This is a genomic window from Methylobacterium sp. WL8 (genome assembly GCF_008040045.1).
Lineage (GTDB): Bacteria > Pseudomonadota > Alphaproteobacteria > Rhizobiales > Beijerinckiaceae > Methylobacterium > Methylobacterium cerastii.
Map to the genome: position 1 here is coordinate 14,654 of NZ_VRVF01000046.1, position 24,678 is coordinate 39,331.

The window sequence follows — 24,678 nt, forward strand, 5'->3', positions numbered from 1 at the left end:
CTCAACCCTGCAGGAACGGGTTCGAGACCCGTTCCTCGCCGAGCGTCCCGGTGGGGCCGTGGCCGGGGATGAAGGCGAGGTCGTCGCCGAGCGGCAGCACCTTTTCCTTGATCGCGCGGATGAGCTGGTCGTGGTTGCCGCCCGGCAGGTCGGTGCGTCCGACCGAGCCCTTGAACACCACGTCGCCGACCAGCGCGAAGCGCGCATCGCGGCTGACGAAGACCACGCTGCCGGGCGAATGTCCCGGCGCATGCAGGATGTCGAAGGCCAGCGGGCCGACGGTGACCGCGTCGCCCTCGTCGAGCCAGCGGTCCGGCGTCACGACGCGGGCGCCGTCGATGCCGTAGTTGGCGCCGGTCTCGGGCAGCGAGTCGAGCAGGTAGCGGTCGGCCTCGTGCGGGCCCTCGATCGGCACGCCCAGGCGCTCGCGCAGCTCGGCCGCGCCGCCGGCATGGTCGATGTGCCCGTGCGTCAGCAGGATCTTCTCCACGCGCACGCCCTGCTCGGCGATGGCCGCCTCGATCCGGTCGAGGTCGCCGCCGGGGTCGACGACGGCGCCGACCTTGGTCGCCGCGTCCCAGATCAGGGTGCAGTTCTGCTGGAAGGGCGTCACCGGGATGATCCCGACGCGGGGCGTGCCTGGCATGGTCGTCCGTTCACGAAACTGGAGGGCGCGAGGTCCACACGTTCTAGCCCGTATCGGATCGAGCCGCACCCCACGGACGCTTGTATCCGAAATGCGACGGCTGGGCCGATTCACCGGCGCCCCGCCGGACTCCGCTGGTTGGTTGACCGCGCAACCGATACAACCTTGTGCGCAATCCTATGTCGTCCCGCGGATCCGCCCGTGCCTGTGTCCGTGCCGCCCGCACTCCTCGACGCCGCCGCACGGCCGCCGGCCGCGCCGCGCGTCGAATGAGGGCGTTCCGGCATCCGGGGCCAAGCGCCCGCGCCCGGCGGATCGCGCCGGCCCTGGCGCTGGCCCTGGCCCAGCTCCCGTCCGCGGCGGCGGCCCGGGAGCGGGCCGAGGACGGCGTCACCCTCGACACTCTGACGGTGACGAGCGAGGCCCCCGCCGGCGCGAGCCGCGCCCTCCTGGCCCGCACCTTCGGCGTATCCGCTCCGCCCGGGTCGGCGCCGGCTCCGATCGAGAACCCGGTCGGCCAGGTGGTGACGTCGGTCGGCCGCGACGGCACGATCGACGACCGGCCGCCGACGACGATCGGCGCGGTGCTCGCCAACAGCCCCGGCGTCACCGTCCGCCAGGGGCTCGGCGGCCGCGACGTGGTGATCTCGATCCGCGGCAACAACGCCCGCTCCACCGGAATCACCCGCAACATGGTGGTGCTGGAGGACGGGTTCCTGGTGACGCAAGCCGACGGCGCCTCGCGCTTCGACCTGTCGGACCCCCGCGCCTATTCCCGCATCGACGTGTTCCGCGGGCCGCAATCGGCGCTGTTCGGCAACTACGCCAGCGGCGGCGCGCTGGCGTTCCGCACCCGCACCGGCCGGGAGATCGACGGCTACGAGGTCGCGGTCGACGCCGGCAGCTTCGGCGTCGTGAACAGCGCCTTCGCCGTCGGCCAGGCGAGCGGCCCGTTCGAGATCAGCCTGTTCTCCAGCGACGCGCGCGGCGACGGCTACCAGGGCCATTCGAGCTTCGACACCCAGACCGTGAACCTGCTGGCGAGCTGGACGCCGAGCGCGGACGACCGCTTCACCCTCAAGGTGATCGACAACCACGTCTCCGCCGGGCTGCCGGTGCGCGCGTCGCTGAACCAGTTCACCCTCAACCCGTACCAGCGCGGCTGCGAGACCGCGTCCGCCGCCGCGCCCGGCTGCGCGACGGTCGCGCTCCTGCGCAACGGCGTCTCCGGCCGCACCGTGGCGTTGACCGCCGACGAGGGCGGGTTCGGGCGCGACGACCGCCGCACGGTCGTCGCCGGGCGCTGGGAGCACGACGTGGACGCGCAGACGACCTGGCGCGTCCAGGCCGGCTACGGACGCGCGCTCCTACGACCAGCGGTTCTACGTGCAGGCCGGCCGCGCCAGCCTGCCGTCGCTCAACCTCGCCGCCGACCTGACCCGGCGCGGCGAGCTGTTCGGGCTCGCCGCCACCGGCTTCCTGGCCTTGGGCTACGACACCATCGACATCCGCGCGCCGACCTTCAACCGGGCGGCCTTCGGCGGCCCGCGGCTCGGCGCGCTGGTCGGCCTGCAGGAGGCGACGCAGGAGAACCTCGGCGGCCGGGCGCGGGCCGAGATCGCCGTGTCCGACCGCTGGACCGCCGTGCTCGGGGTCGGCGCGACGCGCACCGCGATCTCCGGGCGCAACACCATCTTCGCCTACACGGAGGCCGGCGCCGCCTCCGCGGTCACCCCGGTCGACCCGGCCTACGTCAACGTCGCGCCCGAGCTCGTCCTCGTCTACCGGCCGGATGCGGACTGGACCCTGCGCGGGCGGGTCGCCACCGGCTACGCGACCCCGTCGGTGGGCAACCTGTTCGTCACGCCGGCCGGCATCCCCGGCTCGAACACCGGGCTCCGGCCCCAGGAGAACCTCGGCTTCGACCTCGGCGCGGAATGGTCGCCGCTGGCGGGCGTGCGCGTCAGCCTCACCGGATTCTACGAGTTCTTCCGCAACGAGCTGGTCGGCCAATCCCCGGGGGCGGGGCTCCTGTCCTACACCTTCAACGTGCCGGCCTCCGAGCACCGCGGCATCGAGCTCGGAGCGGAGGCGGCCCTCGGCTCGGGCTGGCGGGGGACGCTGGCCTACAGCTTCGACGCCCAGGTCTACACCCGCTTCGTCGAGCGACTGGCGGCCGGCGCCTTCGCCGCCGCGTTCGACCGGGCCGGCAATCGCATCGTCGGGGTGCCGGAGCACCAGGTCCTCGCCCGGATCGGCTACGACGTGCCGGCCGGGCCGCTCGCCGGCCTCGGCGCCTACGCCGAAGCGGTGATGCAGGACGGCTTCTTCCTCGACAACGCCAACCTGCTGCGGGTGCCGGGCTTCGCGGTCCTGAACCTCAACGTCCACTACGCGACGGCGCTCGTCGGCTACGCCCGGCGCCTCGACCTCTACGGCGAGGTCCGCAACGTGTTCGACACGGCCACTGTCGGCGCCGCCAACCCGCTCGCCAATTCCCTCAACGCCGTCACCGGCCTGCAGAACGGCCGCGCCGTCCTGGCCGGCACGAGCGGGGCGATCTTCGCCGGGCCGCCGCGGACCTTCATGACCGGGATGCGGCTGCGGTTCTGACGCGCGCCCGGCGCCTTACTCTGACGCGCCGCCCTTCGGCCGGCGGAACCCGTCGTGGAGCGCCAGCATCTCGGCCATGCCGAGCGCCCGGCTGCTCCAGCGGGTCTCGGCGGTGTTCACCTGGGTGAAGCGGTCGTGCGACCGGCCGCCATAGGCGCCGAACAGCACCCGCCCCTCCGCGCCGTCCGGCGCCGGGCGGTCGATCCGGTACGAGGGCGGTCCGCCCTTGGCGGTGACGCCGATCCGCACCGCGGCGTCGCCGAAATGCTTCTGGCACATCCGCATGGTGGCGAGCACGGCGCGAAGGTAGGCCTCGCCGTCCTCCAGGTCGGGCAGCACGTCCGCGATGGTCGCATCGGGCGAAAGAGGGGGGCGTCGGGGCATCGGCATCTCGCTTCGTGCTCCCCCCTACCCTGCCGGGGGCGCAAGCGCGAGGCGTCCGCGCCCCTCAGGTCGGCTTGCGCTTCAGGAGCGCGTCGAGGCCGCCGACCCGGAACCAGTGGTAGCCGTAGCCCTCCAGGTAGAGGCAGTGGCGCCCGTCTTCGTCCGCCTCGCTCCGCGCGCCGGTGAGCAGGTCGACGAGCACGAGGCCGTCCGGCGCGGCGACGCCGGTGTCGAGAGCGAGCTCGGTCGGGCCGGGCCCGAGGTTGTGCACGCACAGGACCGCGTTGCCGCGCCAGTCGTAGCGGAGCGCCAGCACCGCCGGCCGGCCGGTCTCGAGGGCGGTGACGTCGCCCCAGCCGATCTCCGGCGCCTCCTTGCGCAGGCGGATGATGCTCTGCATCCAGTTGAGGAGCGAGCCCGGGTCGTGGCGCTGGTCGGCGACGTTGACGTGGGCGTAGCCGTAGGGGCCGTGGTCGATCGGCGGCATGGTCGGCGTCGCCGACCGGGTGAAGCCGCCCTGGGCCTCGGGGGTCCACTGCATCGGCGTGCGGGCGCAGTCGCGCTCCTTCAGGGACAGGTCGTCGCCCATGCCGATCTCGTCGCCGTAGCGCAGCACCGGCGTGCCGGGCAGGGTGAACATCAGCGAGTAGGCCAGGCGGATGCGGCGCGGGTCGCCGTCGAGCATCGGCGCGAAGCGGCGGCGGATGCCGCGGTCGTAGAGCTGCATCCCCTTCTCGGGGCCGAATTCCTCGAAGACGGTCTGGCGCTGCTTCTCGGTCAGGCGGCCGAGGTCGAGCTCGTCGTGGTTCCTCAGGAAGATGCCCCACTGGCACGAGAGCGGGCGCGGCTTCGTCCGCTCGATCGCCTTGGCCAGCGGCCGCGCGTCGTGGCCGGCCAGCGCGTAGAACGTCGCCTGGTTGATCTGGAAGTTGAACATCATGTGCATGCGGTCGGCGTCGTCGCCGAAGTAGTCGAGGTCCTGCTTGGGCAGGATGTTGGCCTCGGCCAGGATGATCGCGTCGCCCTTGCGCCATTGCAGGAACTCGCGGAAGTCGCGCAGCATGTCGAACTGCTCGGTCGGCGCACCCGCCACGTCGGCGCCCTTGCGCGCGATGACGAAGGGCACCGCGTCCATGCGGAAGCCCGAGACCCCGAGCTCGATCCAGAACCCCATGATCTTCAGGATCTCGGCCAGCACCGCGGGGTTGGCCGTGTTCAGGTCGGGCTGGAAGTCGAAGAAGCGGTGGAAGTAGTAGGCCTTGGCCTGCGCGTCCCAGGTCCAGGTCGTCTTCTGGACACCGGGAAACACCATGCCCTCGGAGGCCGTGGCCGGCTTCTCCTTCGACCAGACGTACCAGTCGCGGTAGGGCGAATCCGGGTCGGAGCGGGCGGACTGGAACCAGCGGTGCTGGTCCGAGGTGTGGTTGACCACGAGGTCGATCAGCACCCGCAGGCCGCGCTGCTTGGCGGCGTGGGTGAAGGCGACGAAGTCGCCGAGCGAGCCGTAGGCCGGGTCGACCCCGTAATGGTCGGCGATGTCGTAGCCGCCGTCGCGCTTCGGCGAGGGCTGGAACGGCATCAGCCAGACCGCGGTGACGCCGAGCCCCTGGAGATAGTCGAGCCGCCGCTCCAGCCCGGCGAAATCGCCGATCCCGTCCCCGTCGGCATCCATGAAGGTGCCGACCGACAGGCAGTAGATCACCGCGTTCTTGTACCAGAGGTCGTTGATCATGCGCGTGGCCCTCGTCGGGGTCGAAGGGGCCGCGGCGTCCGGGCGCGGCGACGGAACGGACGGACGGACGGCTACTTCCGCGCGTGTTCCATGTAGGCGCGCAGCACGGCGTTGATCCGGGTCTGGTACCCGCGTCCCTGGCCCTGGAAGAAGGCCAGCACGTCGGCGTCGAGCCGGATCGTCATCGGTTTCTTGCGCGACTCGGGGTGGAAGACCGCCTTGCTCCAGTCGATCTCCCGCCCCGCCTCGTCGGGATCGGACGCGATCGCGGCCTCGACCTCGGCATTGGTCATGGCCTTCACGGCCTCCCAGTCGGTCTCGCTCTCCCCGCGCTCAACCATCGCCTTCAGTTCCGCGGAGGGATAGCTGACGATACGCTTCCCGCTCTCCATTGCGTGCTCTCCTCATCGAGATCGCTCGCCGCGTCTCGCTCCGCCATGTCCAGATCAGGGTGACGAACAGGTCGTCCAGGATCGCGACCGTGAACTGGCGTCTCTCGCCGCGGTCTGCCATCGAAGAGGGCGGCCGCATCTCGGAAGTCGAGCCGATGCTTGAGCAGATTCGTCCGGCGCTTGGCCTCGTCCCACTCGAACATCGCACCTCACCGTAACGTGTCCATACGAGGCGTCAATACGCGGCCGCACGCAAGCCCCGAGCCTGGGAGGCTCCTTAAAACAGCCGCGTTGTGCACGCCCTGTTCAGCCGCCCGCGCCAAAGGTCGGCGTGCGCTGAGAAACCCAGCCGTGCCGGTGCCCCGGATCGCATGAACACCATCCTGATCAAGCTGTTTGCGACCGCCCTGACGCTGAGCCAGGTCACGACCAAGCCCGAGGCGCTGAAGACCCAGTTCGACCCGGCCGTGGACGGTCCGCAGGTCGTTCAGATCCTGCGCGACGGCTGCGCGCACATGCGAAAGGCCTTCGACATCGAGGACATCAACCTCGACGAGCTGATCTCCACCGCGATGGAGGACCCGACGGCCGTGGCCGGGCCGGCGGCGCCCAAGATCCTGCACGGGCTCGACATCGGCGAGCTGAATACGAGCTACAAGCAGTTCTGCAAGGGCGAGAACCCGAAGGGCTCGCCGTTCGACGCCCGCGAGGTGATCGAGTTCTACAACCGCGCGACCACCGACCTGCCGACCGCCGAGGCCCTGCGCGACAAGGCGCTGCCGGGCATGACCCGCATCCTCGACGCCTCGGGGAAGCCCTTCGCCGAGACCTTCGAGCCGAACGGCCGCCGCCTCGTCGTGCCGATCGCCGACGTGCCGCCGCTGGTCCGACAAGCCTTCATCGCCGCCGAGGACAAGCGCTTCGAGAGCCACCACGGCATCGACGAGCGGGGCGTGATCCGCGCCTTCATCGGCAACCTCGCCGCCCCCGGCCGGCCGGCCGGCGGCTCGACCATCACGCAGCAGGTGGTGAAGAACCTCTCGGTGGGCGACGACGTCACCTACGAGCGCAAGATCCGCGAGATGATCGTCGCCTCCCGCCTGGAGCGCATCCTCGGCAAGCCGCAGATCCTCGGGCTCTACCTCAACGGGATCTATCTCGGCCGCGGCGCCTACGGCATCGAGATGGCCGCCAGGAGCTATTTCGGGAAGTCGGTCGGGCAACTCACCCTGCCCGAGGCGGCGTTGCTCGCCGGCATGCCCAAGGGGCCGAACTTCTACAGCCCCGACAAGTACCCCGAGCGGGCCCGCGAGCGCCGCGCCTACGTCCTCGCCCGCCTCAAGGAGGAGGGGGCGATCACCGAGGCCGAGATGGCGGCGGCCGTCGCCTCCGACCTCGGGCTGAAGCCGGTCGAGACCGCGCGGCGCGATTCCGGGTTCTACGTGGTCGACCACCTCACCCGCGAGGCCCGCACCTTCGCCGGGCTGGATTCGCTCACCGCCCACTCCTTAACCGTGCGCTCGACGATCAACGCCGGGCTGCAGCGGGCGGTCGAGGGTGCGTTGCAGGACGGGCTGGCGAATTACGAGCGCGGCACCGGGCGCCAGACCTATCCGGGGCCGGAGTTCAACCTCACCGAGAGCGTGCGCAAGCTCCAGGCGGCGGTCCCCGCCCCCGAGGCCGCGCCGCAATCGCTGCCGGGCGTCACCGGTGCGGAGGCCAAACCTACAGAGATCAAGCCTGCCGAGATCAAGCCTGCCGAGGCGAAGGCGCCCGTCGGCAGGCCGGCGCGCGGGAAGGCGACCGTCGCCGCGCCGGCCGGGAAGCCCGTGTGGCTGCGCGCGCTCGAGAGCGCCCGGCCGGTGCTCTACGACGTGCGCTGGCCGCTCGCCGTGGTGCTGGAGACCGGCCGCAACGGCGTGAAGGTCGGGCTCGGCGACGGCCGCGTCGCGTCGCTCGATCCCGGCATCGCGCGGGGCAAGCTGCAGCCCTACGACGTCGTCCGGGTGAAGCTGCGCGAGGGCAAGGGGCCTCGTGACGAGAAGGGCCTTCGTGCCGAGATCCGGGTGAAGCCGTCCGTGCAGGGTGCGGCTCTGGTGCTGGAGAACCGAACGGGGCGCATCCTGGCGATGGCCGGCGGGTTCTCCTATCCGGCGAGCCAGCTCAACCGCGTGACGCAGGCGGTGCGCCAGCCGGGCTCGACCCTGAAGCCGCTGACCTACCTCGCGGCCCTCAACGCCGGGCTCCAGCCCAACACCCTGGTGATGGACGCGCCCGTGACCCTGCCTCCGATCGGCGGGGTCGGCGACAGCTGGTCACCGAAGAACTACGACGGCGGCGGCTCCGGGCCGACGACCTTGCGGCGGGGCTTGGAATTCTCGAAGAACCTCGTCACCGCCCGCCTGCTCCAGGGCGGCATCGCGGACAAGGCGCCGGCCAGCCTCAAGCGCGTCTGCGACATCGCGCTGGAGGCGCAGATCTACGCGGCCTGCGAGCCGTACTATCCGTTCGTGCTCGGCGCCCAGCCGGTGCGGATGATCGATCTCGCCGGCTTCTACGCCGCGGTCGCCAACGAGGGCGCGCGCACCGCGCCCTACGCCCTCGAAGGGGTCGAGCGCGACGGCACGCCCGTCTACGCCCACGCCGCCCGCGAGCCGGTGCGGATCGGCTCGGCCGACCGGGTGGCGTTCTACCAACTCAAGACCATGCTCCAGGGCGTGACCAACCACGGCACCGCGGCGGCCCTGTCGCGGGTCTCGCAGTTCGTCGCCGGCAAGACCGGCACCTCGGAGAACGAGAACGACGCGTGGTTCGCCGGGTTCACCAACGAGGTCACGGTGGTGGTCTGGGTCGGCTACGACAACGCCGACGGCACCCGCAAGACGCTCGGCCGCGGCCAGACCGGCGGCCACGTCTCCGTGCCGATCGCGTCGGCGATCTTCCAGGCGGCGTGGGCCAACGGGGTGGCCAAGACCCCGCTCGCCCCGCCCTCCCCCGAGGCGCGTCAGATGCTCGTCGACGTCTCGATCGACCCGCGCAGCGGGCAGCGCGTCGCGGGCGGCGGGTTCACCGAGCACTTCCGCAAGGCCGCCGACGGCCGCATGGCCGACACGCAGTACAAGCTGCTGCCGCGCGAGAACGCCTACGCGATGCGGCCGGACGCGGAGGACGGCGACCTCTCGGGGACCGAGGACGGCGCCGACGTGGCCGGCGACGCCTTCGGCAACCGCGCCCCCGACGCCGACCTGCTCGACCCGTTCGGCGACCGCCGCCCGGCGCTCCGCAGCCGGCGGGCGCAGGGCGACGTCGAGGGCGGCTACCGGCCCTGGCCCGGCCAGACCGCGCGTTCGCCCTTCGGCGACGACGACCTGCGCCCGCGCCGCCGCGATCCCGACTACCTGTTCGGCGACGACCCGCGCTACTGACGCCGCCCCCCCCTTCTCCCCTTCGAGGTCCTTCCGTGCTGCTGCAGCGACCCGTTCGCCTTGCCTTGCCCCTGCTCGTGCTCGCGGGCGTCCCGTCCGCGATGGCCCAGGCGACGCCCCCCTCGCCGGCGCAACCGGGCATGGCCGCGACGGCCGGGCGCATCCGGGAGGTCGCCTCGGTCGCCGCCGTCGACCCGACCACGCTGAAGCCCGGGACGATCCTGGTGAGCGACCACCGCGACACCCCCTCGGCGCCCGAGAACGGGCTGACGCCCTACCTCGACTGGGTGCGGACCAAGCCGGTGGAGGCGGCCGCGCTCTCGCCCTTCCCCGGCTACAAGGAGCCGGACTACACCACCACCGTGAACGGGGTCGCCAAGCCGCGGCACGAGGCGCTGAAGGTCTACGTCGCCGAGGGGCGCTTCGTGGTGGCACGGCCCGCCGAGGCGATCGACCTGTCGGCGCTGGCGCAGCTCGGCTTCGTGCAGGCGATGGACCCGGCGATCAAGCACAAGGCGCTCGACCCCGCCGACGTGACGCCGACGAAGGACCCGGCCGCGGCCTTCGCCCGCCGTCCCGACCGGCCGTGGTGCGAGCCGGGCACGGTGTGCATCGAGTCGCGCTACGACCTGGAGGGCAAGCTGCCGCTGGGCGTGAAGCTCGCCAACAAGCTGGAGGAGGGCGGCGCCAAGAAGATCGCCGAGTTCGTCTCGTTCCAGAGCGAGCTGCGCACCCTACCGCCCGACCGGGCCGCGAGCCTGGGGGCGCTGACCAAGGTCGACACCACGGTGACGGGCGGGCTCGAGCAGACGATCTTCTGGGTCAACCAGATCCTGCGCTTCGGCAAGTTCCTGGCGGTGTTCCAGCCGATGCCGAACGACCCGACCAAGACCGTCGTCACCACCTACATGGCGCTGGCGATCAAGGGCGACGTCCTCGACCGCAAGGCGGAATACGCCCGCGTGCCCGTGCTGAGGAACCTGCTGCCGGCGCAGGTGCTGATGGGCAACTCGAGCTTCAACACCGGCACCTCGATCAGCGCCGGCCTGCCGACCTACGCCCGCAACCGCATCGCGGCCTTCGCCGACGCCCTCGCCAAGCGCTAAGCGCCCCCGGGGCCTCGCCCCGCACCGCGGAAGGCGGCGCGGGGACCGGCCCGAACGATCGGAGACGCCGGCGGATCAGTAGCCGCGATTCACGATCGAGGGCATCGAGGGCTGCGTGTACAGGCGGTTCACGTCGGGCCGGGTCTGGGTGCCGTTGGTGTCGTTCGAGCGCCGGTAGTTGTCGGTGTTGAAGGTCTCCGCCAGGCCGCTGCGGCTGTCGGGGCCGTCGACGCTGTTGCAGGCGGCGAGGCCGCCGAGCAGGGCGGCCGCGAGGGCGAGGGGAGCAAGGGTCCGAAGGGTCGGGACGGGGCGCATCGCAGGTTCCTGGGGCGTCATCGTGAGGGAGGCGCGGGAATCGCCGGTGCCGGCGGAGGTGTCGGGCCGGTGTGGCCGCGTCAAGGCGGTGCCGCTCGCGTAAAGCGGTTGCCGGGGATCCGATGTCGGATGGCCACGGAAAAGTCACCACGGCGTGGCTTTGCGGCCGCGAACCGGGGCATTCGTGTGGAGGAGCCGCCCCACAACCCTGGCCAAGCGGCCGCGTTCCGGCGACAACCGCCGGGATGAGCCGAAAGCCTTCATGAGCAACGTCCTGCCCTTCCGCCCGCGCACCCCCGTGCATCAACTCGCCCGGTGCGAGGTCGTCGCCGTCGCCGGCGACCTCCTCACGCTGCTCGAACAGCTCGAGGATGTGAGCGCGCGCGCCGCCGCCATGGGGCGCCCGGCCCTCGAGGTCGAGCGCACGGTCCAGCACCTGCTCGACGCGGTCGGCGCCGTCGAGCGCGCGCTCGACTGCATCGGCGAGGGCGAGCAGGCCGCGCCGGCCTGACGCCGGGCGCCACGTCCCGACCCGAATGCACGACTCGTACGGGGCATGAGAACCCGAACGAGGACGGCGCGAACGCAATCCGACCCCGACGCGAGCGCCTCTCGTAGGCTCGTCGCACGCTCGCCCTCGCGAGCCCGCCTCCCGCCCTGACACACCGAGCCGACCTGCCGACGTTGCGTGCAATGTCCGCGGAACTGTCGCGCTTAAGTTGTCGTTGAGGGGGTGTCGCAGCGCACGCGCCGTGCGGTGCGCCCCATTTCCAATGCTCGAGCATCCTCGGAGGGATCGATGACGTCGTCCTTGAACCGTCGCGCCCTCGCCGTGGTGATCGCCGGCGGCCTCGTCGCAGGCGGCGCCGCCCAGGCCCAAGCGGCCGAGATCGGCTTCTTCGAGGCCTTGTTCGGCGGGGCGCGGCCGGCCGTGCAGGCGCCCGAGCCGAGCCAGCCCGCCTACGCCGGGGCCCAGATCCGTCACCGCAGCCGCCGGGCCGCCGCGCCGCGTCCGCGGATCCGCTACGCCGCCCTGCCCGCCTCCGAGCCGTTGAAGGTGCGGATCACCGATCGCCAGAAGCCGATCGACATGAAGGGCGGCGCCGTCGCCGCCCTGATGAAGGACGAGACTCTGCGCCCCGGCGACATCGTGGTCCTGAACACCGGCGCCCGCGTCTTCACCGGCGATCCCGACGCGGCGCACACGATGCGCGACTTCGTCCCGGTGGAGCGCTCGACCTACGTCGACCGCGGCACCCGCAAGCAGCTCGCCGCCCTGATGGCGCCGGCCTCGGCCTTGCCGGCCGACCAGGCCCGAAAGTTCGTCGAGCGCCTGAAGAGCACCCCCCGCACCCCCGCGACGCTCGTGCCGCAGCAGGCCTCGATGCGGATCATCAGCCCCTGGACGGTGGCGCCGTAAGGCGCCGACCCGCTCGCCGTTCAGGTCGCCGAGGCGCCGGCGAGGCTCGCCCAGACCGTGCCGTAGTGGCAGGCGGCCGCGGCGAGCACGAAGGCGTGCCAGATGGCGTTCTGGAACGGCAGCTTGCGCCAGACGTGGAAGATGACGCCGACCGAGTAGAGCAGGCCGCCGACGGCGAGCATCCATAGGGCGGTCGGCTGCAGGGCCGAGATCACGGATTCGTAGGCGAACAGGCCGCACCAGCCGAGCAGCAGGTAGAGGCCGATCGACAGGCGGTCGAAGCGGCCGGGCAGCAGCAGCTTCACGGCGATGCCGATCCCGGCCACGATCCAGACGAAGGCGAGGAGCCCCCAGGCCATCGGCCCTGTCCCGACGAGGGCGACGAGCGGCGTGTAGGTGCCGGCGATCATCAGGTAAATCAGCGCGTGGTCGGCCCGGCGAAGCAACCATTTGCGCCGGCCGACGGGGTAGAGGTTGTAGGTCGCCGAGACCGCCAGCATCGAGACCAGTGCGGTGGCGTAGACCGCCACCGCGATCCGCTCGGATAGGCCGAGATGCTCGGTCAGCGCCATCGAGACGAGGGCGACCGCACCGGCGAGGCCGAGGAGCACGCCGAGGCCGTGGACCACCCCGTCGGCGACGATCTCGCGCGGGGTGTAGTGCCAGGTCAGACCGACCGGTCGTCCATCTTCGGCCAGGAACATCACAGCCTCCTGCAACGCGTCAAGGCTAAGCCGTTTCGATGACACTCGTTCCACCGGCAGACCACGCAGTCCCGGTCGATCGCGACTTTTCCACCGTTCAGGATCAATCTTCATCCTGAACCGGTGATGTCAGAGGTCTCCGAGGCTCCGTCAGGCCCCCCGGCCTGCGAGCGCCTCGAAGCCGAACGCCGCCACCGCCGGCCCGCTGGCGCGGGGCGCGCGCACGAGGCCGCGGCTCAGGCGCGCATGCACGGTGGCCATCACCAGCACGGCCATCGCCAAAACCTGGTGTGCGAGCGCCGCCCAGAGCGGCACGGCCATGAGCAGCGTCGCGATCCCGAGGCCGGCCTGCGCCAGGGCGAGACCGGCGACGCCGGTGGCGCGGCGCGCGACGGAGCTGCCCGGGGCGGCGACCCGCGCGTCGACCGCGTGCGCGAGGGCGACGGCGAGGAGCAGGTAGGCGGTGAGCCGGTGGTTCAGCTGGACCAGGGTCACGTTGTCGACGAAGTTCTCGATCCAGGGCCGCACCGAGAACAGGGTCTCCGCCGGCGGGATCAGCGCGCCGTCCATGGTCGGCCAGGTGTTGTGGACGAGGCCGGCATGGGAGCCGGCCACCAGCCCGCCGAGGAAGATCTGCGCGAGCACCAGAGCCGGCAGGGCGAGCGCGACCGCGCGCAGCCGCGGCGCGGCAGGGGCGACGCCCGCGCTGCGCTCGCCGGCAGCGAGCCACACGAGGCCCGCCAGGATCAGGCTCGCCATGGTGAGGTGGAGGGCGAGCTTGATCGGCGCCACCGCGGTCATGCCGGGCTGCAGCCCCGAGGCCACCATGATCCAGCCGATCGCCCCTTGCGCGGACCCGAGGATTCCGAGCGTCAGCAGGCCGAGCCCGAGGCGCCGGCTCAGCATGCCGCGCCACCAGAACGCGATCAGCGGCAGGAAGAACACCAGGCCGACGATCCGCCCGAGCAGGCGGTGGCCCCATTCCCAGAAGTACAGGACCTTGAAGTCGGACAGGCCCAGGCCCTGGTTGAGGATGCGGTATTGGGGCGTGTCGCGGTACTTCTCGAACTCGGTCGCCCAGTCGGCGGCCGAAAGCGGCGGCACCACGCCGGTGACGGGGCGCCATTCGGTGATCGACAGGCCGGACCCGGTCAGGCGCGTCGCGCCGCCGACCGCCACCATCGCGACCACGAGGGCGGCGAGGAGGTAGAGCCAGGTGCGGACGGCGCCTTCGCGGCGCGGGGATTCGGCAGGCCTCATCGGGGCGTCGTCGCTCGGATCGGTGAGAGGGAGCCACCGGGTTAGGCAAAGCCGGCGCCCGCGGCAACGTCCGGCGTTGCCGCACGCCACCCGAATCGTAGGGAAGCCAAGGGGATGGCGCCGATCCGACGCGTTGCCATCGTCGCGCCTCGGCGCTACCCCCGGGGCTCGCACGAGGGAATTGCATGCGCCGCCGCACCCGCACCCTGATCGGGACGATCGGGATCCTGGGCTTCGTCATCGTCTACGCGCCGCTGGCGATGGCTCTCGCCGACAGCCGCATCGCCGAGGCCCCGCCCCTGCTCCAGACCGTGCTCTACAGCATCCTGGGCATCGCCTGGATCTTCCCGCTGATGCCGCTGATCAAGTGGATGGAACGGCCCGACCGCTGAGGCCGCCCGCGTTTTCGCCGCACTCGGGGGCGAGAAGCGGCCGACCCGCGCCGCTCGCCTCGCAGATGTCGTTCATGCCCCTCCCGAAATCGTCCCCCGCCCTCGCCGGGTTGCTCCTCCTGTGGCTCGGCGCCGCCGCCCAGGCCCAGGGGACGCCGCGCTCGGTCGGGGAATGCGAGCGCCTGAAGAACGACCTCGCCTACAACCAGTGCCTCGCCATGTTCGGCCCCGCGGCCAAGAACGTCGCCGGCGGCTACGCGGCGGGCGAGTCCCCGCCCGCCCCCGCCCTGCCCGCGACGGCGGCTGCCGCCGCCCAGGCCGACGAGGCGGTCGAGGAGCCTCGCGGCGGCCGGCGCGGGCGATACCGCGTCCGCCGCGGCCGCCAGAGCGCGGTGTTCACCGCGGGCAGCAGCGAGGGCCGCTCCTACCGCCATCGCCGCCGCCGTCGGTGATCGCGGGCCCGCGCCTCACGCCACGTTGAGGCGCCGGCCGCGGTTCCAGGCGAGGAACGGCACGCCCGAGAGCAGGCCGGAAAGCGCCGCCCGCGACTGGTGGCAGCCGTTGACCGAGACCCGCGGCAGGGCGTGCAGGTGGCCGGCATGGTCGGGGAAGAGATGGCCCGGCCGCGTCGTCACCGCGGTCTCGAAGCCGAGGTCGCGGGCGAGCCCGAATTCCCGTGCGCCGGCCGAGGTCGGGTCACCCACCGGGTAGGACAGGTGCCGTACCGGTCGCGCCAGCTCGGCTGCCAGCCGCTCGCGCCCTTCGCCGACCTCGCGGGCGACCGCCTCGATCCCGTGCTTGGCCAGCATCGGATGGCTCCGCGTATGCGCGCCGAAGGTGACGGCCGGGTCCCGGCCGAGCGCCCGCAGGTCGTCCCACGACAGGCAGAGCTCGCGGGCGACCGCGCCCGGGGCGATGCCGGCCTCCGCGCACATCGCTGCGATCCGGTCGAGCAGCCGCGCCTCGGAGCCGCCGCGCAGGTCGCGGTAGACCGCCTCGAAGGCGAGGGCCTTCTCCTGCGGGCTGCGCGCCGGCAGGTCCACGTCGCGCGGGCCGACGGCGACGCGGACCCGCTCCAGCCGGCCGATCGCCCGCTCCAGCTCGATCCACCACAGCCGCCCGGTCTGGTCGGCGAAGTCGCTGGTGACGAAGAGCGTCCACGGCACGCCGTGGCGGGCCAGCACGGGCCGGGCATGCACGACGTTGTCGCGGTAGCCGTCGTCGAAGGTCAGCACCGCGAAGGGCGGCCGGTAGCGCGCGGCGGCGAGGCGCTCGGGCACCTCGTCGAGGCCGACGACCTCGAAGCCGCGGGCGTCGAGCTCGCGCAGGGTCGCGTCGAGGAAGTCCGGCGTGATCGAGAGCAGGCGGTTGGGCGCGTAAGGACCCGGGGCCTCCGGGCTGACGTGGTGGAAGGTGAGGATCACCCCGAGGCCGCAGGCGGCCGGCGCGAGCCAGCGGTCGGCCCCCGTGGCGGAGACGGCCCGGAACCCGGCCTCGAACAGCCGGTGGCGGTTTCGGGACGACAGCATGGCACCGCCTCGGTGGCGCAGGAACGCAACACGGGCGACGCCGTGCGCGGCGCCCCCCTTCCTTGTCCCGGTTCGGCGTAAACAAAGGCTGAGGCTCGGGCCGTGCCTGCGGCGCGCAACGATCCGTTAGCCACGCCGGCGCTTCGCCCGGCCCGACCGCGCGTTCGCGTTGCCACGTACACCCCGGCTTAGGGGCCGGTGCCCAGAAGTGGCGCCCGGGACCGATGGTTTGCCGCCTCCACGGGGGTCGGCGCGGGGGATGGGCGATGGCGGTCGTGGCAGGCGGTCCGATGGACCGGGATCTCGCAGGAGCGACCATGGCCCGCGCGCACGCTCAGTCCGGCCTGACCGCGGAGGTCTTCACCGACCTCGCGGCCGTCGAGGCCCTGTGGCGCGGGCTCGAGGCCGACCCCGCCTGCCTCGCCACGCCCTACCAGCGCTTCGACTGGGTCCGCGCCTACGCGGGAGCGACCGTCGCCCCCGGCGCGCTGCGGGTCGTCGTCCTGCGCGACGCCGCCGGCCGGCCGCGCATCCTGCTGCCGCTGGTGGTCGAGCGCCGCCGCGGCGTCGCGATCGCCCGGACGCTCGGTGGCGACCACGCCAACTACCACCTGCCGCTGTTCTCCGCCCGCGACGCCGCCGCCGTTCCGGCCGAGGACGTGATCGCGGCGCTCGGCCAGGTCGGGCGCGCCTCCGGCGTCGACGTCTACGCCCTCGGGCACCAGCCCCGCACCTGGGACGGCGCGGTCAACCCGCTGGCGATCCGCGGCGAGGCCGCGCCGAGCGACGGCTACGGGATGATGCTCGGCCCCGACCCCGAGTCGACGCTCAGGCGCGCCTTCAGCGCCGACGCGCGCAAGAAGCTGCGCTCGAAGGAGAAGCGCCTGATCGAGGCGCACGGCCCCCTCGCCTACCGCAAGGCGGCGGACGGCGCCGAGGCCGAGCGGTACCTGTCCGCCTTCTACGCGCAGAAGGCGGCGCGCTTCTCCGCCATGGGCATCGACGACCCCTATGCCGACCCGGCGATCCGCGCCTTCCTGAGCGAGGCCACCGCGAGCGAGAACCCGGCGGTGGAGGTTCACGCCCTGGTGCTGGAGGCGACCGGCCGCGTGCTCGCGACCTTCGGCGGCGCCGTCGACGGCGCGCGCTATTCCGGCATGATGACGGCGTTCGACGCCGATCCCGAGGTCGCCCGCTTCAGCCCCGGCGACCTGCTGCTCCATCACCTCGTGCGCGACCAGGCCGCCCGCGGCCGCCGCGCCTTCGATCTCGGCGTCGGCGAGGCCCGCTACAAGGCGAGCATCTGCGACGAGACCATCCCGCTGGTGGAGGTGATGCTGCCGGTGACGCTCCGCGGCCACGCCTACGGGCTCGTCGCGACGCGCCTCACCCGGCTCAAGCGCCGGATCAAGCGCGACCCGCGCCTGTTCGCCCTCGTGCAGCGGCTGCGGCGGATGCGGGCCGGTTGAAGGGCTCGTCCCCGCCATCCGCTTGGATGGGCGGGAACGGCGTCCCGGTCAGGCCGCGGACAGGCGCAACGCCATCGGCTCGGCGTCGTCCTGCGCCGTCCGGTCGTGCCGCTGCCGGGCAGGCCGATCCTGCGCCGGCTTGTCCTGGGCGACCAGCACCTGGCCCGCGCCGGAATCCTCGGCGATGGCGAACAGGTCGCCGAGGTCGGGATCGTCGAGCGCCGCGTTCGAGGCGATGATCACGCTGTCCATCAGCGTGCCGAGGGCGGCGAGCAGCTCGTGCGCGCCGGGCTCCGCCCGCAGGCGGCAGACCACCCAGTCGTAGGCCTCGGCCATCGCCTCGATGGTGATCGCCACCGAAGCCGGCTCCTCCAGCAGAACCTCGATCTCCAGCGAGCCGGCGGCGATCCGGTGGATGGCGGAGCCGCGTTCGGCCTGGATCACGTCGAGGAAGGCAGCTTCGCCGGCGACGAGGTCGGTCAGGCCAGGTGCCTCGGCGTCGGAGGCCGGGCCGTTCAGGTCGACCGCAAGCGCCGAGGCCCGGCCCGAGAGCGCCGCCTCCAGGGCCTCGACGAGGCTCTTGCCGGGAACCGGCCGGGCGGCGCCTGCGGTCTCGACCACGAGGAGGGTGCGCCCGCCGCCGGCGCGCGGGCCGGCTTCGAGGCGCGCGATCAGCGGCGCGAGATCGAAGGAGCCGGCGCGTGGCGTGGCGGGCTGGCTCGACGCAGGCGCGGCCTCGACCTTCGCCGCGGCCGGCGCTTCCGCCGGGGTGTGCTCGGCCGAGACGGGTTCGGCCAAGTCCTGTTCGGCCAAGTCCTGTTCGGCGAAGTCGGGTTCGGCCATCACGGGTTCGGCCATCGCATGCGTGCCGGCGACCGGTCCGGCCTCGGCGGCTGCCCAATGGGCGGGCGGGACGGCTTCGGGGAAGGCGAAGCGCTCCGGCCGCGCAGCCGGCGACGGCGCGTCGGCGGCCTCCTCCTCCTCGCGTTCGCGGCGACCGCCCCCCGTGGGATCGGACAGGAGGTGGCGGGCGACGACCACGCCGGCGGCGAGCATCAGCGTGAGCAGGGTCGCGAAGGCGACGATCGGCAGCTTCTTGGGGAAGGACGGGAGCTCCGGCGTCACCGCCCGCGAGATGATGCGCGCGTCGGCGGGCGTGGCGCTCTCGCCGTCGCGGGCGGCGGCCTCGCGGTAGCGCGACAGGTAGGATTCGAGCTGCTCGCGCTGGACCTTGGCCTCGCGCTCCAGGGCGCGCAGCTGGATCTCGCTGGTGTTGCCCTTGACCACCACGTCGCGCTGGCCGTCCACGGCCGCCTGCAGGCTCTCGACGCGGGAGGCCGCGATCTTGGCGTCGTTCTCCAGGGTGCGCCCGACGCGCTCGGCCGAGGCCTTGATCTGGGCGTCGAGGTCCTGCAGCTGGGCGGTCAGCTCCTTGATGCGCGGATGCGCCGGCAGGAGCGTCCGCGATTCGAGGGCGAGCTGCCCGCGGATCGTGATGCGGTTCTCCACCGTGCGCCGGATGACCTCGTTGTTGGCGACGTCGGGGATCTCGAAGGCGCGCCCGTCCTTGATCATCTCCTTGACGGCCTTCGCCCGGCCGGCGAGGTCCGCCTTCAGGATGCGGGCCTGCGACAGCTGGGTCGAGAGTTCGCCGAGCTGCTGGGCGTTGAGCGGCTGGCCGCTGGCGCCGGTGGAGCCGACGAGGCCGTTGCCGGCGCGGTAGGCCTCGACCCGCGCCTCGGCCTCAGCCACGCGCTTGCGCAAGCTGTCGATGTTGCCGCCGAGCCAGGTCGAGGCGTAGCGCGCGGTGTCGACCTTCGCCGCCTCCAGGGCTGCGATGTAGAGTTCGGAGACGGTGTTGGCGCCCTTGGCCGCCAGCTCCGCGTCCTTCGAGCGGAACTCGACCGAGAGGATGCGCGACTTGCCCGCCGGGAACACGAGCAGCCGCTCGAAATAGGCTTCCAGCACCCGGTCCTCGGCCGGGCGGTCGAGGGGGTTCTTGGCCAGCCCCAGCATCATCAGGGTTCGCTGGACCGGGCCGATGGTGCCGGCGCTCGGATCGAATTCCGGGTTGCCGACGAGGTTGAGCCGGCGGATCGCCTCGCGCGCCAGGTCGCGCGACATCATCACCTGCACCTGGCTCGCCACCGCCTGCTCGTCGATCGGCGGGACTTGCTCGGCGCGTTCGGAGGCGGTGCGGGCGAAGGCGGCCTCGCGGCTCTCCAGCAGGAGCTTCGCCTCGCCGGTGTAGCGCGGCGAGACCACCTGCACGAACACCGTCGAGAGCCCGGCGACCACCAGCGTCGGCAGCGCGATCCAGTGCCACGACCGGCGCAGCAGGGCGGGCACCTGGGCGAGATTGAGGCCGTCGGCCGGGGCGGGCCTTGCGGCGAAGGCCGGCCGTTCGATCGGGGCGGCCGCGCGCGGGGCGATTCGGGACATGGCACGATCTCTTCGCGATGCCGGGCCGCGACTGTGCCCACGCATCAACACGTGGGATCAATAGAACCTGTTAAGGTTGCTTGAGAGTTAAAGCCGGCGCGGTGCAGTGCGCCCGCCTTGGGGCGACAGCATTTCTTAACCTTAACGGATTACGAAACGATCGATCAGGCAATCACGACGGCTGTGGTGATGAACCGACGCGTACTCCTCCTCGTTCTCGCGACCAGCCTCGGGCTCGGCGGCTGCCTGCGGCCGGACTACCGGACCGCCCAGCTCGACGCGACCGGCACCGGCTCGATCGGCGCGCGCTACGCGCTCGCGGCCGGCGACAAGCTCCGGGTCATCGTGTTCGGACAGGACAACTTGTCGAACATCTACGCCGTCGACGGCGGCGGCCGCATCGCGATGCCGCTGATCGGCGTCGTCCAGATCGGCGGGCAGACCACCGGCCAGGCCGCCCGCACCATCGAGACCAAGCTCGCCGCGGGTTTCGTGCGCGAGCCGCACGTCACCGTCGAGGTCGACGCCTACCGCCCGTTCTACATCCTGGGAGAGGTCACCACCTCGGGGCAGTACCCCTTCGTCAACGGGATGACGGTCGAGACCGCCGTGGCGATCGCCGCCGGGTTCGGCCCGCGGGCGGCGCGCGACTACGCCGTGCTCACCCGTGAGGGCAAGGGCGGCCCCACCGCCGGCCCCGGCCTCGAGCCGACCAACGAGGCCGGCCGCGAGAAGCTGGTCTCGGGCATCGTGCCGATGACGTATCCCGTGCGCCCCGGCGACACGATCGTCATCAAGGAGCGGTTCTTCTGAGAGCGCGGTCGCAAGGCCGCCGTCTCGGCGATCAGTAGGACGCGCGTTAGCCGAACGTTGACCCTCGGCGCCGGAAAGGACTGCGCCCGGCCCGGTCCGCCGGCGCGGTCGCGTGCGCTTAACCGCCTGGACAGGGCCGGCATGGCAGGACAGCGGAAGCCCGCCGCACCCGCCGGCCTGGAGACGTCCGCCGTGACCCCGTCCGTCAGCCCTTCGGATGCCGAACCCCGTCGCATCCTGCACGTGTTCCGCGCGCCCGTCGGCGGCTTGTTCCGGCACGTGGTCGACCTCGCGCGCCTCCAGGCCGCGACCGGGCACCGCGTCGGGATCGTCTGCGACGCGACCACCGGCGGCGAGCGCGCCGTCCAGGCGCTCTCCGACCTCGCCCCCTGCCTCGCGCTCGGCGTCACCCGCATCCCGATGCGGCGCAACCCGCACCCGTCCGACCTCGCCTGCCTGCGCGCGGTCGCGGCTCGCGCCGAGGCCGTCGCGGCCGACGTCCTGCACGGGCACGGCGCCAAGGGCGGCGCCTACGCCCGCCTCGCTGCCGTACCCGGCGGCCGCAGCGTGATCCGCGCCTACACCCCGCACGGCGGCAGCTACAATTACCGGCCCGGCAGCCTGCTGCACCGGGTCTACATGGGCGCCGAGGGCCTGCTCGCCCGCCGCACCGACGTGTTCCTGTTCGAGAGCGAGTACGTCGCCGGGCGCCACCGCGCCTACGTCGGCACCCACGGGCGCGTCAGCCGCATCGTCCACAACGGCCTGAGCGAGGCCGAGTTCGCACCCCTGACCCCGGCGGCCGACCCGTTCGACCTGCTCTATGTCGGCGAGCTGCGCGAGGCCAAGGGCCTGCCGATCCTGCTCCAGGCCCTGGCCCTGCTGCGCGAAGAGGGCCGGAGCGTGCGCCTGCTGATGGTCGGTTCCGGCCCCGATGCCGGGCTGCTCCAGGCCAAGGCCGAAGCCCTGGGCCTTGCCGGCGCCATCGCCTTCGAGCCGGCCCAGAACATCCGCTCCGTCCTCGCCCGCGGGCGGATCATGGTGGTGCCGTCCTTCGCCGAGTCCCTGCCCTACGTCGTGCTCGAGGCGGCCGCCGCCGCACAGCCCCTGGTCGCCACCGACGTGGGCGGCATCCCCGAGATCTTCGGCTCGGCCGCCGGAGACCTCGTCCCGGCCCGCGATCCGATCGCGCTGCAGCGGGCGATCGCCCGCGTCCTCGACGAGGCGCCCGAGAGCCGCGCCGCCCGGTTCCGGACCCTGAGCGACTCCGTGCGCCAGCGCTTCTCGATGAAGCGGATGGGCGCCGACGTGCTCTCGGGCTACGCCGCTGCCTTCCGCGCCCGCCGCCCGGGGGCGTCGGCCGAACCGGCCCGCGTCGAGGCCGCCTGAGCCCGCCGACCGTCGCAGGAACGTGATGCCTGCTGTCCGCATCCCAGCGAAACGACGCCGTCGCCGTCCGCAACTTTAAACAATCCTATAGGGAGCCCTGCGATACTTCCCGGCACGAACGAAGCCGCTGAACTGCTGGGAATCGAGCGATGAGTGCCTTCGACGTCCGTGATCTCCTGAAGGTCGCCGGACAGGGCGAGACCGTGGCGGCAGGCTTCGCCGACCCGGCCCGCGTCGCGGAGCCGGTGCCGAAGATGGCGCCGCCCGCCGAGGCGGTCTCCCCCCTGCCGGCCCCGGCGATCTCCCCGGTGGTGATCGCCGGCCTGGTGCGGGCGGCGGAGTTCACCCTGATCGTCGGCCTCGGCGCGGGCCTGCACGTGGCGCTGCTGCGCGGGGTCGTCCCGTTCGGGCTGACCTATGCCGGCGCGGTCGTCGCGGTGGCGGCCCTCGCCCTCGCCACCTTCCAGGCCGCCGGCACCTACCGGATCGCGGCGTTCCGCGCCTTCTTCAAGACCGCCCTCAAGATCTCCGCGGGCTGGATGCTGGCCTTCCTCCTGGTCGCCACCGGCCTCGTGCTCGCCAAGGTCGCCGACCACTACTCCCGCCTGTGGCTGGCGGCGTACTTCGCCGGCGGCCTCGGGCTGCTCCTCACCGGCCGGTTCGTCCTGTCGGGCGTGATCGTGGCGCAGACCCGGAAGGGCCGGTTCGACCGGCGTACCGCCATCGTCGGCGGCGGCAAGGCCGCCGAGGAGCTCATCGCCGCCCTCGAGACGCAGAGCGAGAGCGGCATCCGCATCGTCGGCGTGTTCGACGACCGCAACGACGACCGCTCCACGGACGTGGTCGCCGGATACCCCAAGCTCGGCACCGTCACCGACCTCGTCGCCTACGCCCGCACCACGCGCCTCGACCTGATCGTGTTCACGATCCCGATCTCGGCGGAGGGGCGCATCCTGCAGATGCTCTCGAAGCTCTGGGTCCTGCCGATCGACATCCGCCTCTCGGCCCACGCGACCAAGCTGCGCCTGCGGCCGCGCAGCTATTCCTACCTCGGCTCGGTGCCGGTGCTCGACGTGTTCGACCGCCCGATCGCCGACTGGGACGTGGTGATGAAGACGGTGTTCGACCGCACGGTCGGCCTGACGATGCTCGTCGCCCTCGCTCCGGTGATGGTCGGCGTCGCGCTCGCGGTGAAGCTCACCTCGCGCGGCCCGGTGTTCTTCCGGCAGAAGCGGCATGGCTTCAACAACGAGTTGATCGACGTGTTCAAGTTCCGCTCGATGTACGTCGACGCGTGCGACGCCACCGCGGCGAAGATGGTGACCAAGGGCGACGCCCGCGTGACCCCGGTCGGGCGGTTCATCCGCAAGACTTCGCTGGACGAGCTGCCGCAGTTGTTCAACGTGATCAAGGGCGACCTCTCCCTGGTCGGCCCCCGCCCCCACGCGCTGCAGGCGAAGGCCGCCAACACGCTCTACGACCAGGTCGTCGACGGCTACTTCGCCCGCCACAAGGTCAAGCCCGGCATCACCGGCTGGGCCCAGGTCAACGGCTGGCGCGGCGAGACCGACACCAGCGAGAAGCTCCAGCGCCGGGTCGAGCACGACCTGTACTACATCGAGAACTGGTCCGTGCTGTTCGACTTGCAGATCCTCATGACCACGCCCTTCGCTTTGTTCAAGACCGAGAACGCGTACTGACCGCGCCCGGGCGGCGGCACCGTGAAACGCAGAAAGGGCGGCTCGCGAGAGCCGCCCTTTCGCTTTCGGACACGGATGCGCGGGCCGCCTACGGCAGCGCGCCGGCCTTCTCCTTGGCCTTCATGATGGTGTCGCGGCAGGCGTCGGCCTGGCCGGCCTTGTCCTCGCCGCGGGCCTTCTCGACGAGGTCGCGGGCTTCCTTGACGCCGGCGGCGGTGGGGGTCGCGGCCGGATCGCTCGGCTTGCCAGCGGGCGGGGTCGGAAGCGCCTTGGGGGAGTTCGACGATGTCGGGCCGCCCGGCGGCTCCTTGCCGGTGACCTTCTCGGCGCCGGCGCTGTCGAGGCGGCGCTCGAGCGTCGCGATCTCCTCCGAGCAGGAGCTGGCGAAGGCGGGCGCCGCGGAGGCGAGGAGGAGGGCGGCCGAGAAGGCGTGGACCAGTCGCATGGAGTCTCCCTGAAGCATGGCGCGCGGGCCCGCGGCCCGCGTCGTTTCGGTTGCAGGGGGCAAGCGACGAAGCGCGGCCGTGTTCCGGTGGCGTGAGGCCGCAGGCCGGCCCCGGGCCGGCACGCCCCGAGACGCGAAAGGGGCGCCAAGACGCGAAAGGGGCGCCAAGACGCGAAAGGGGCGCCAAGACGCGAAAGGGGCGCCAAGACGCGAAAGGGGCGCGGACCCTGCGGCCCGCGCCCCTCCCCTCGCCTGTGCCCGCCCGATCAGTACTTGCGGATCAGCGGCTCCGGCATCGGCACCGGGTCGGCGCCGAAGGCGTAGCGGATGCCGCCGTAGATCGAGAGCGGCTGCGCCAGCGTCGTCGTGCGCGGGTCGTTGATGGTCAGGTTGCCGGCGATCGGGCCGCGCTCGGCGAAGGTGCCGAAGTTGGCGTAGCGGTTGTTGGTCAGGTTGGTGATCAGACCGAAAACCTGAAGGTTCGGCGTGACTTGGTACGTCG

At 72.3% G+C, this 24,678-nt stretch carries 21 protein-coding genes and 1 pseudogene; 11 read left to right on the forward strand and 11 right to left on the reverse strand.

From position 1 onward, the window contains the following. Nucleotide 1: 1 nt before the first annotated feature. Entirely contained in the window at nucleotides 2-646 is a 645-nt protein-coding gene (locus tag FV234_RS16550; RefSeq protein ID WP_147752742.1) for an MBL fold metallo-hydrolase, read from the reverse strand. Nucleotides 647-915: 269 nt separating this feature from the next. On the opposite strand from FV234_RS16550, the pseudogene FV234_RS16555 reads away from it, so the two are divergent. Continuing rightward, nucleotides 916-3,259 (forward strand): annotated as a pseudogene (locus tag FV234_RS16555) (TonB-dependent receptor). 15 nt (nucleotides 3,260-3,274) lie between these two features. Here FV234_RS16555 and FV234_RS16560 read toward each other — a convergent pair. From FV234_RS16560 to FV234_RS16570, 3 genes are all read right to left on the reverse strand, one after another. Continuing rightward, on the reverse strand, nucleotides 3,275-3,643 hold the full coding sequence (locus tag FV234_RS16560; protein ID WP_147752740.1) for a hypothetical protein: 369 nt from the start codon (nucleotides 3,641-3,643) through the stop codon (nucleotides 3,275-3,277). A 64-nt stretch (nucleotides 3,644-3,707) separates the two neighbouring features. Then, nucleotides 3,708-5,375, reverse strand: a complete 1,668-nt coding sequence (locus FV234_RS16565; RefSeq protein WP_147752739.1) for an alpha-amylase family protein — start codon at nucleotides 5,373-5,375, stop codon at nucleotides 3,708-3,710. Nucleotides 5,376-5,446: 71 nt separating this feature from the next. Then, complete coding sequence (locus FV234_RS16570; protein ID WP_246686217.1) at nucleotides 5,447-5,767, reverse strand: BrnA antitoxin family protein; 321 nt, start codon at nucleotides 5,765-5,767, stop codon at nucleotides 5,447-5,449. Between the two features lie 371 nt (nucleotides 5,768-6,138). On the opposite strand from FV234_RS16570, the gene FV234_RS16580 reads away from it, so the two are divergent. Next, nucleotides 6,139-9,192, forward strand: a complete 3,054-nt coding sequence (locus tag FV234_RS16580) for a transglycosylase domain-containing protein (protein WP_147830424.1) — start codon at nucleotides 6,139-6,141, stop codon at nucleotides 9,190-9,192. 101 nt (nucleotides 9,193-9,293) lie between these two features. Then, the gene (locus FV234_RS16585) at nucleotides 9,294-10,298 is read left to right on the forward strand and encodes a hypothetical protein (RefSeq protein WP_147830442.1); all 1,005 of its coding nucleotides are present in this window, start codon (nucleotides 9,294-9,296) and stop codon (nucleotides 10,296-10,298) included. A gap of 75 nt (nucleotides 10,299-10,373) precedes the next feature. Here FV234_RS16585 and FV234_RS16590 read toward each other — a convergent pair whose 3' ends face one another. Further along, complete coding sequence (locus tag FV234_RS16590; RefSeq protein WP_147754639.1) at nucleotides 10,374-10,613, reverse strand: hypothetical protein; 240 nt, start codon at nucleotides 10,611-10,613, stop codon at nucleotides 10,374-10,376. 262 nt (nucleotides 10,614-10,875) lie between these two features. Here FV234_RS16590 and FV234_RS16595 point away from each other — a divergent pair, with 262 nt between their 5' ends. Together FV234_RS16595 and FV234_RS16600 are read left to right on the forward strand one after the other, a co-directional pair. Next, on the forward strand, nucleotides 10,876-11,124 hold the full coding sequence (locus FV234_RS16595) for a hypothetical protein (RefSeq protein WP_147830426.1): 249 nt from the start codon (nucleotides 10,876-10,878) through the stop codon (nucleotides 11,122-11,124). 288 nt (nucleotides 11,125-11,412) lie between these two features. Further along, on the forward strand, nucleotides 11,413-12,033 hold the full coding sequence (locus FV234_RS16600; protein WP_147830428.1) for a hypothetical protein: 621 nt from the start codon (nucleotides 11,413-11,415) through the stop codon (nucleotides 12,031-12,033). A gap of 20 nt (nucleotides 12,034-12,053) precedes the next feature. Here the strand turns inward: FV234_RS16600 and FV234_RS16605 are convergent, their stop codons facing one another. Next, nucleotides 12,054-12,737, reverse strand: coding sequence for a hemolysin III family protein (locus tag FV234_RS16605; RefSeq protein ID WP_147754641.1), 684 nt, complete (start codon nucleotides 12,735-12,737; stop codon nucleotides 12,054-12,056). A 150-nt stretch (nucleotides 12,738-12,887) separates the two neighbouring features. Then, nucleotides 12,888-13,997, reverse strand: a complete 1,110-nt coding sequence (locus tag FV234_RS16610; protein ID WP_147830430.1) for a COX15/CtaA family protein — start codon at nucleotides 13,995-13,997, stop codon at nucleotides 12,888-12,890. A 185-nt stretch (nucleotides 13,998-14,182) separates the two neighbouring features. Here FV234_RS16610 and FV234_RS16615 point away from each other — a divergent pair, with 185 nt between their 5' ends. Together FV234_RS16615 and FV234_RS16620 are read left to right on the forward strand one after the other, a co-directional pair. Beyond that, a complete protein-coding gene (locus FV234_RS16615; RefSeq protein WP_147754807.1) occupies nucleotides 14,183-14,389 on the forward strand; it encodes a DUF2842 domain-containing protein in 207 nt (68 codons plus the stop codon). A 74-nt stretch (nucleotides 14,390-14,463) separates the two neighbouring features. Next, nucleotides 14,464-14,841: a hypothetical protein gene (locus FV234_RS16620; protein ID WP_147830433.1), complete on the forward strand. Its 378-nt coding sequence runs from the start codon at nucleotides 14,464-14,466 to the stop codon at nucleotides 14,839-14,841. Between the two features lie 15 nt (nucleotides 14,842-14,856). On the opposite strand, the gene FV234_RS16625 is transcribed toward FV234_RS16620, so the two are convergent. Further along, nucleotides 14,857-15,918, reverse strand: coding sequence for a polysaccharide deacetylase family protein (locus FV234_RS16625; protein ID WP_147830435.1), 1,062 nt, complete (start codon nucleotides 15,916-15,918; stop codon nucleotides 14,857-14,859). A 317-nt stretch (nucleotides 15,919-16,235) separates the two neighbouring features. Here FV234_RS16625 and FV234_RS16630 point away from each other — a divergent pair, with 317 nt between their 5' ends. Continuing rightward, the gene (locus FV234_RS16630; RefSeq protein ID WP_147754098.1) at nucleotides 16,236-17,387 is read left to right on the forward strand and encodes a GNAT family N-acetyltransferase; all 1,152 of its coding nucleotides are present in this window, start codon (nucleotides 16,236-16,238) and stop codon (nucleotides 17,385-17,387) included. Between the two features lie 48 nt (nucleotides 17,388-17,435). Here the strand turns inward: FV234_RS16630 and FV234_RS16635 are convergent, their stop codons facing one another. Continuing rightward, complete coding sequence (locus tag FV234_RS16635; RefSeq protein WP_147754097.1) at nucleotides 17,436-19,829, reverse strand: GumC family protein; 2,394 nt, start codon at nucleotides 19,827-19,829, stop codon at nucleotides 17,436-17,438. Nucleotides 19,830-20,018: 189 nt separating this feature from the next. Here FV234_RS16635 and FV234_RS16640 point away from each other — a divergent pair, with 189 nt between their 5' ends. The 3 genes from FV234_RS16640 to FV234_RS16650 all read left to right on the forward strand — a co-directional run bounded on the left by FV234_RS16640 (nucleotide 20,019) and on the right by FV234_RS16650 (nucleotide 23,731). Next, on the forward strand, nucleotides 20,019-20,642 hold the full coding sequence (locus FV234_RS16640) for a polysaccharide biosynthesis/export family protein (protein WP_147754096.1): 624 nt from the start codon (nucleotides 20,019-20,021) through the stop codon (nucleotides 20,640-20,642). 141 nt (nucleotides 20,643-20,783) lie between these two features. Continuing rightward, on the forward strand, nucleotides 20,784-22,031 hold the full coding sequence (locus tag FV234_RS16645; RefSeq protein WP_147754095.1) for a glycosyltransferase family 4 protein: 1,248 nt from the start codon (nucleotides 20,784-20,786) through the stop codon (nucleotides 22,029-22,031). Nucleotides 22,032-22,180: 149 nt separating this feature from the next. Then, nucleotides 22,181-23,731: an undecaprenyl-phosphate glucose phosphotransferase gene (locus FV234_RS16650; RefSeq protein WP_147830437.1), complete on the forward strand. Its 1,551-nt coding sequence runs from the start codon at nucleotides 22,181-22,183 to the stop codon at nucleotides 23,729-23,731. Nucleotides 23,732-23,819: 88 nt separating this feature from the next. Here FV234_RS16650 and FV234_RS16655 read toward each other — a convergent pair whose 3' ends face one another. Further along, a complete protein-coding gene (locus FV234_RS16655) occupies nucleotides 23,820-24,176 on the reverse strand; it encodes a hypothetical protein (RefSeq protein WP_147754093.1) in 357 nt (118 codons plus the stop codon). 266 nt (nucleotides 24,177-24,442) lie between these two features. Next, nucleotides 24,443-24,678: hypothetical protein (locus tag FV234_RS16660; RefSeq protein ID WP_147830438.1), on the reverse strand; the 236-nt coding region annotated here is incomplete at its 5' end.

Coding starts and splice junctions, on each gene's coding strand:
- FV234_RS16550 (WP_147752742.1), bottom strand. CDS start 646: ATGCCAGGCACGCCCCGCGTCGGGATCATCCCGGTGACGCCCTTCCAG.
- FV234_RS16560 (WP_147752740.1), bottom strand. CDS start 3,643: ATGCCCCGACGCCCCCCTCTTTCGCCCGATGCGACCATCGCGGACGTG.
- FV234_RS16565 (WP_147752739.1), bottom strand. CDS start 5,375: ATGATCAACGACCTCTGGTACAAGAACGCGGTGATCTACTGCCTGTCG.
- FV234_RS16570 (WP_246686217.1), bottom strand. CDS start 5,767: ATGGAGAGCGGGAAGCGTATCGTCAGCTATCCCTCCGCGGAACTGAAG.
- FV234_RS16580 (WP_147830424.1), top strand. CDS start 6,139: ATGAACACCATCCTGATCAAGCTGTTTGCGACCGCCCTGACGCTGAGC.
- FV234_RS16585 (WP_147830442.1), top strand. CDS start 9,294: ATGGCCCAGGCGACGCCCCCCTCGCCGGCGCAACCGGGCATGGCCGCG.
- FV234_RS16590 (WP_147754639.1), bottom strand. CDS start 10,613: ATGCGCCCCGTCCCGACCCTTCGGACCCTTGCTCCCCTCGCCCTCGCG.
- FV234_RS16595 (WP_147830426.1), top strand. CDS start 10,876: ATGAGCAACGTCCTGCCCTTCCGCCCGCGCACCCCCGTGCATCAACTC.
- FV234_RS16600 (WP_147830428.1), top strand. CDS start 11,413: ATGACGTCGTCCTTGAACCGTCGCGCCCTCGCCGTGGTGATCGCCGGC.
- FV234_RS16605 (WP_147754641.1), bottom strand. CDS start 12,737: ATGTTCCTGGCCGAAGATGGACGACCGGTCGGTCTGACCTGGCACTAC.
- FV234_RS16610 (WP_147830430.1), bottom strand. CDS start 13,997: ATGAGGCCTGCCGAATCCCCGCGCCGCGAAGGCGCCGTCCGCACCTGG.
- FV234_RS16615 (WP_147754807.1), top strand. CDS start 14,183: ATGCGCCGCCGCACCCGCACCCTGATCGGGACGATCGGGATCCTGGGC.
- FV234_RS16620 (WP_147830433.1), top strand. CDS start 14,464: ATGCCCCTCCCGAAATCGTCCCCCGCCCTCGCCGGGTTGCTCCTCCTG.
- FV234_RS16625 (WP_147830435.1), bottom strand. CDS start 15,918: ATGCTGTCGTCCCGAAACCGCCACCGGCTGTTCGAGGCCGGGTTCCGG.
- FV234_RS16630 (WP_147754098.1), top strand. CDS start 16,236: ATGGCCCGCGCGCACGCTCAGTCCGGCCTGACCGCGGAGGTCTTCACC.
- FV234_RS16635 (WP_147754097.1), bottom strand. CDS start 19,829: ATGTCCCGAATCGCCCCGCGCGCGGCCGCCCCGATCGAACGGCCGGCC.
- FV234_RS16640 (WP_147754096.1), top strand. CDS start 20,019: ATGAACCGACGCGTACTCCTCCTCGTTCTCGCGACCAGCCTCGGGCTC.
- FV234_RS16645 (WP_147754095.1), top strand. CDS start 20,784: ATGGCAGGACAGCGGAAGCCCGCCGCACCCGCCGGCCTGGAGACGTCC.
- FV234_RS16650 (WP_147830437.1), top strand. CDS start 22,181: ATGAGTGCCTTCGACGTCCGTGATCTCCTGAAGGTCGCCGGACAGGGC.
- FV234_RS16655 (WP_147754093.1), bottom strand. CDS start 24,176: ATGCGACTGGTCCACGCCTTCTCGGCCGCCCTCCTCCTCGCCTCCGCG.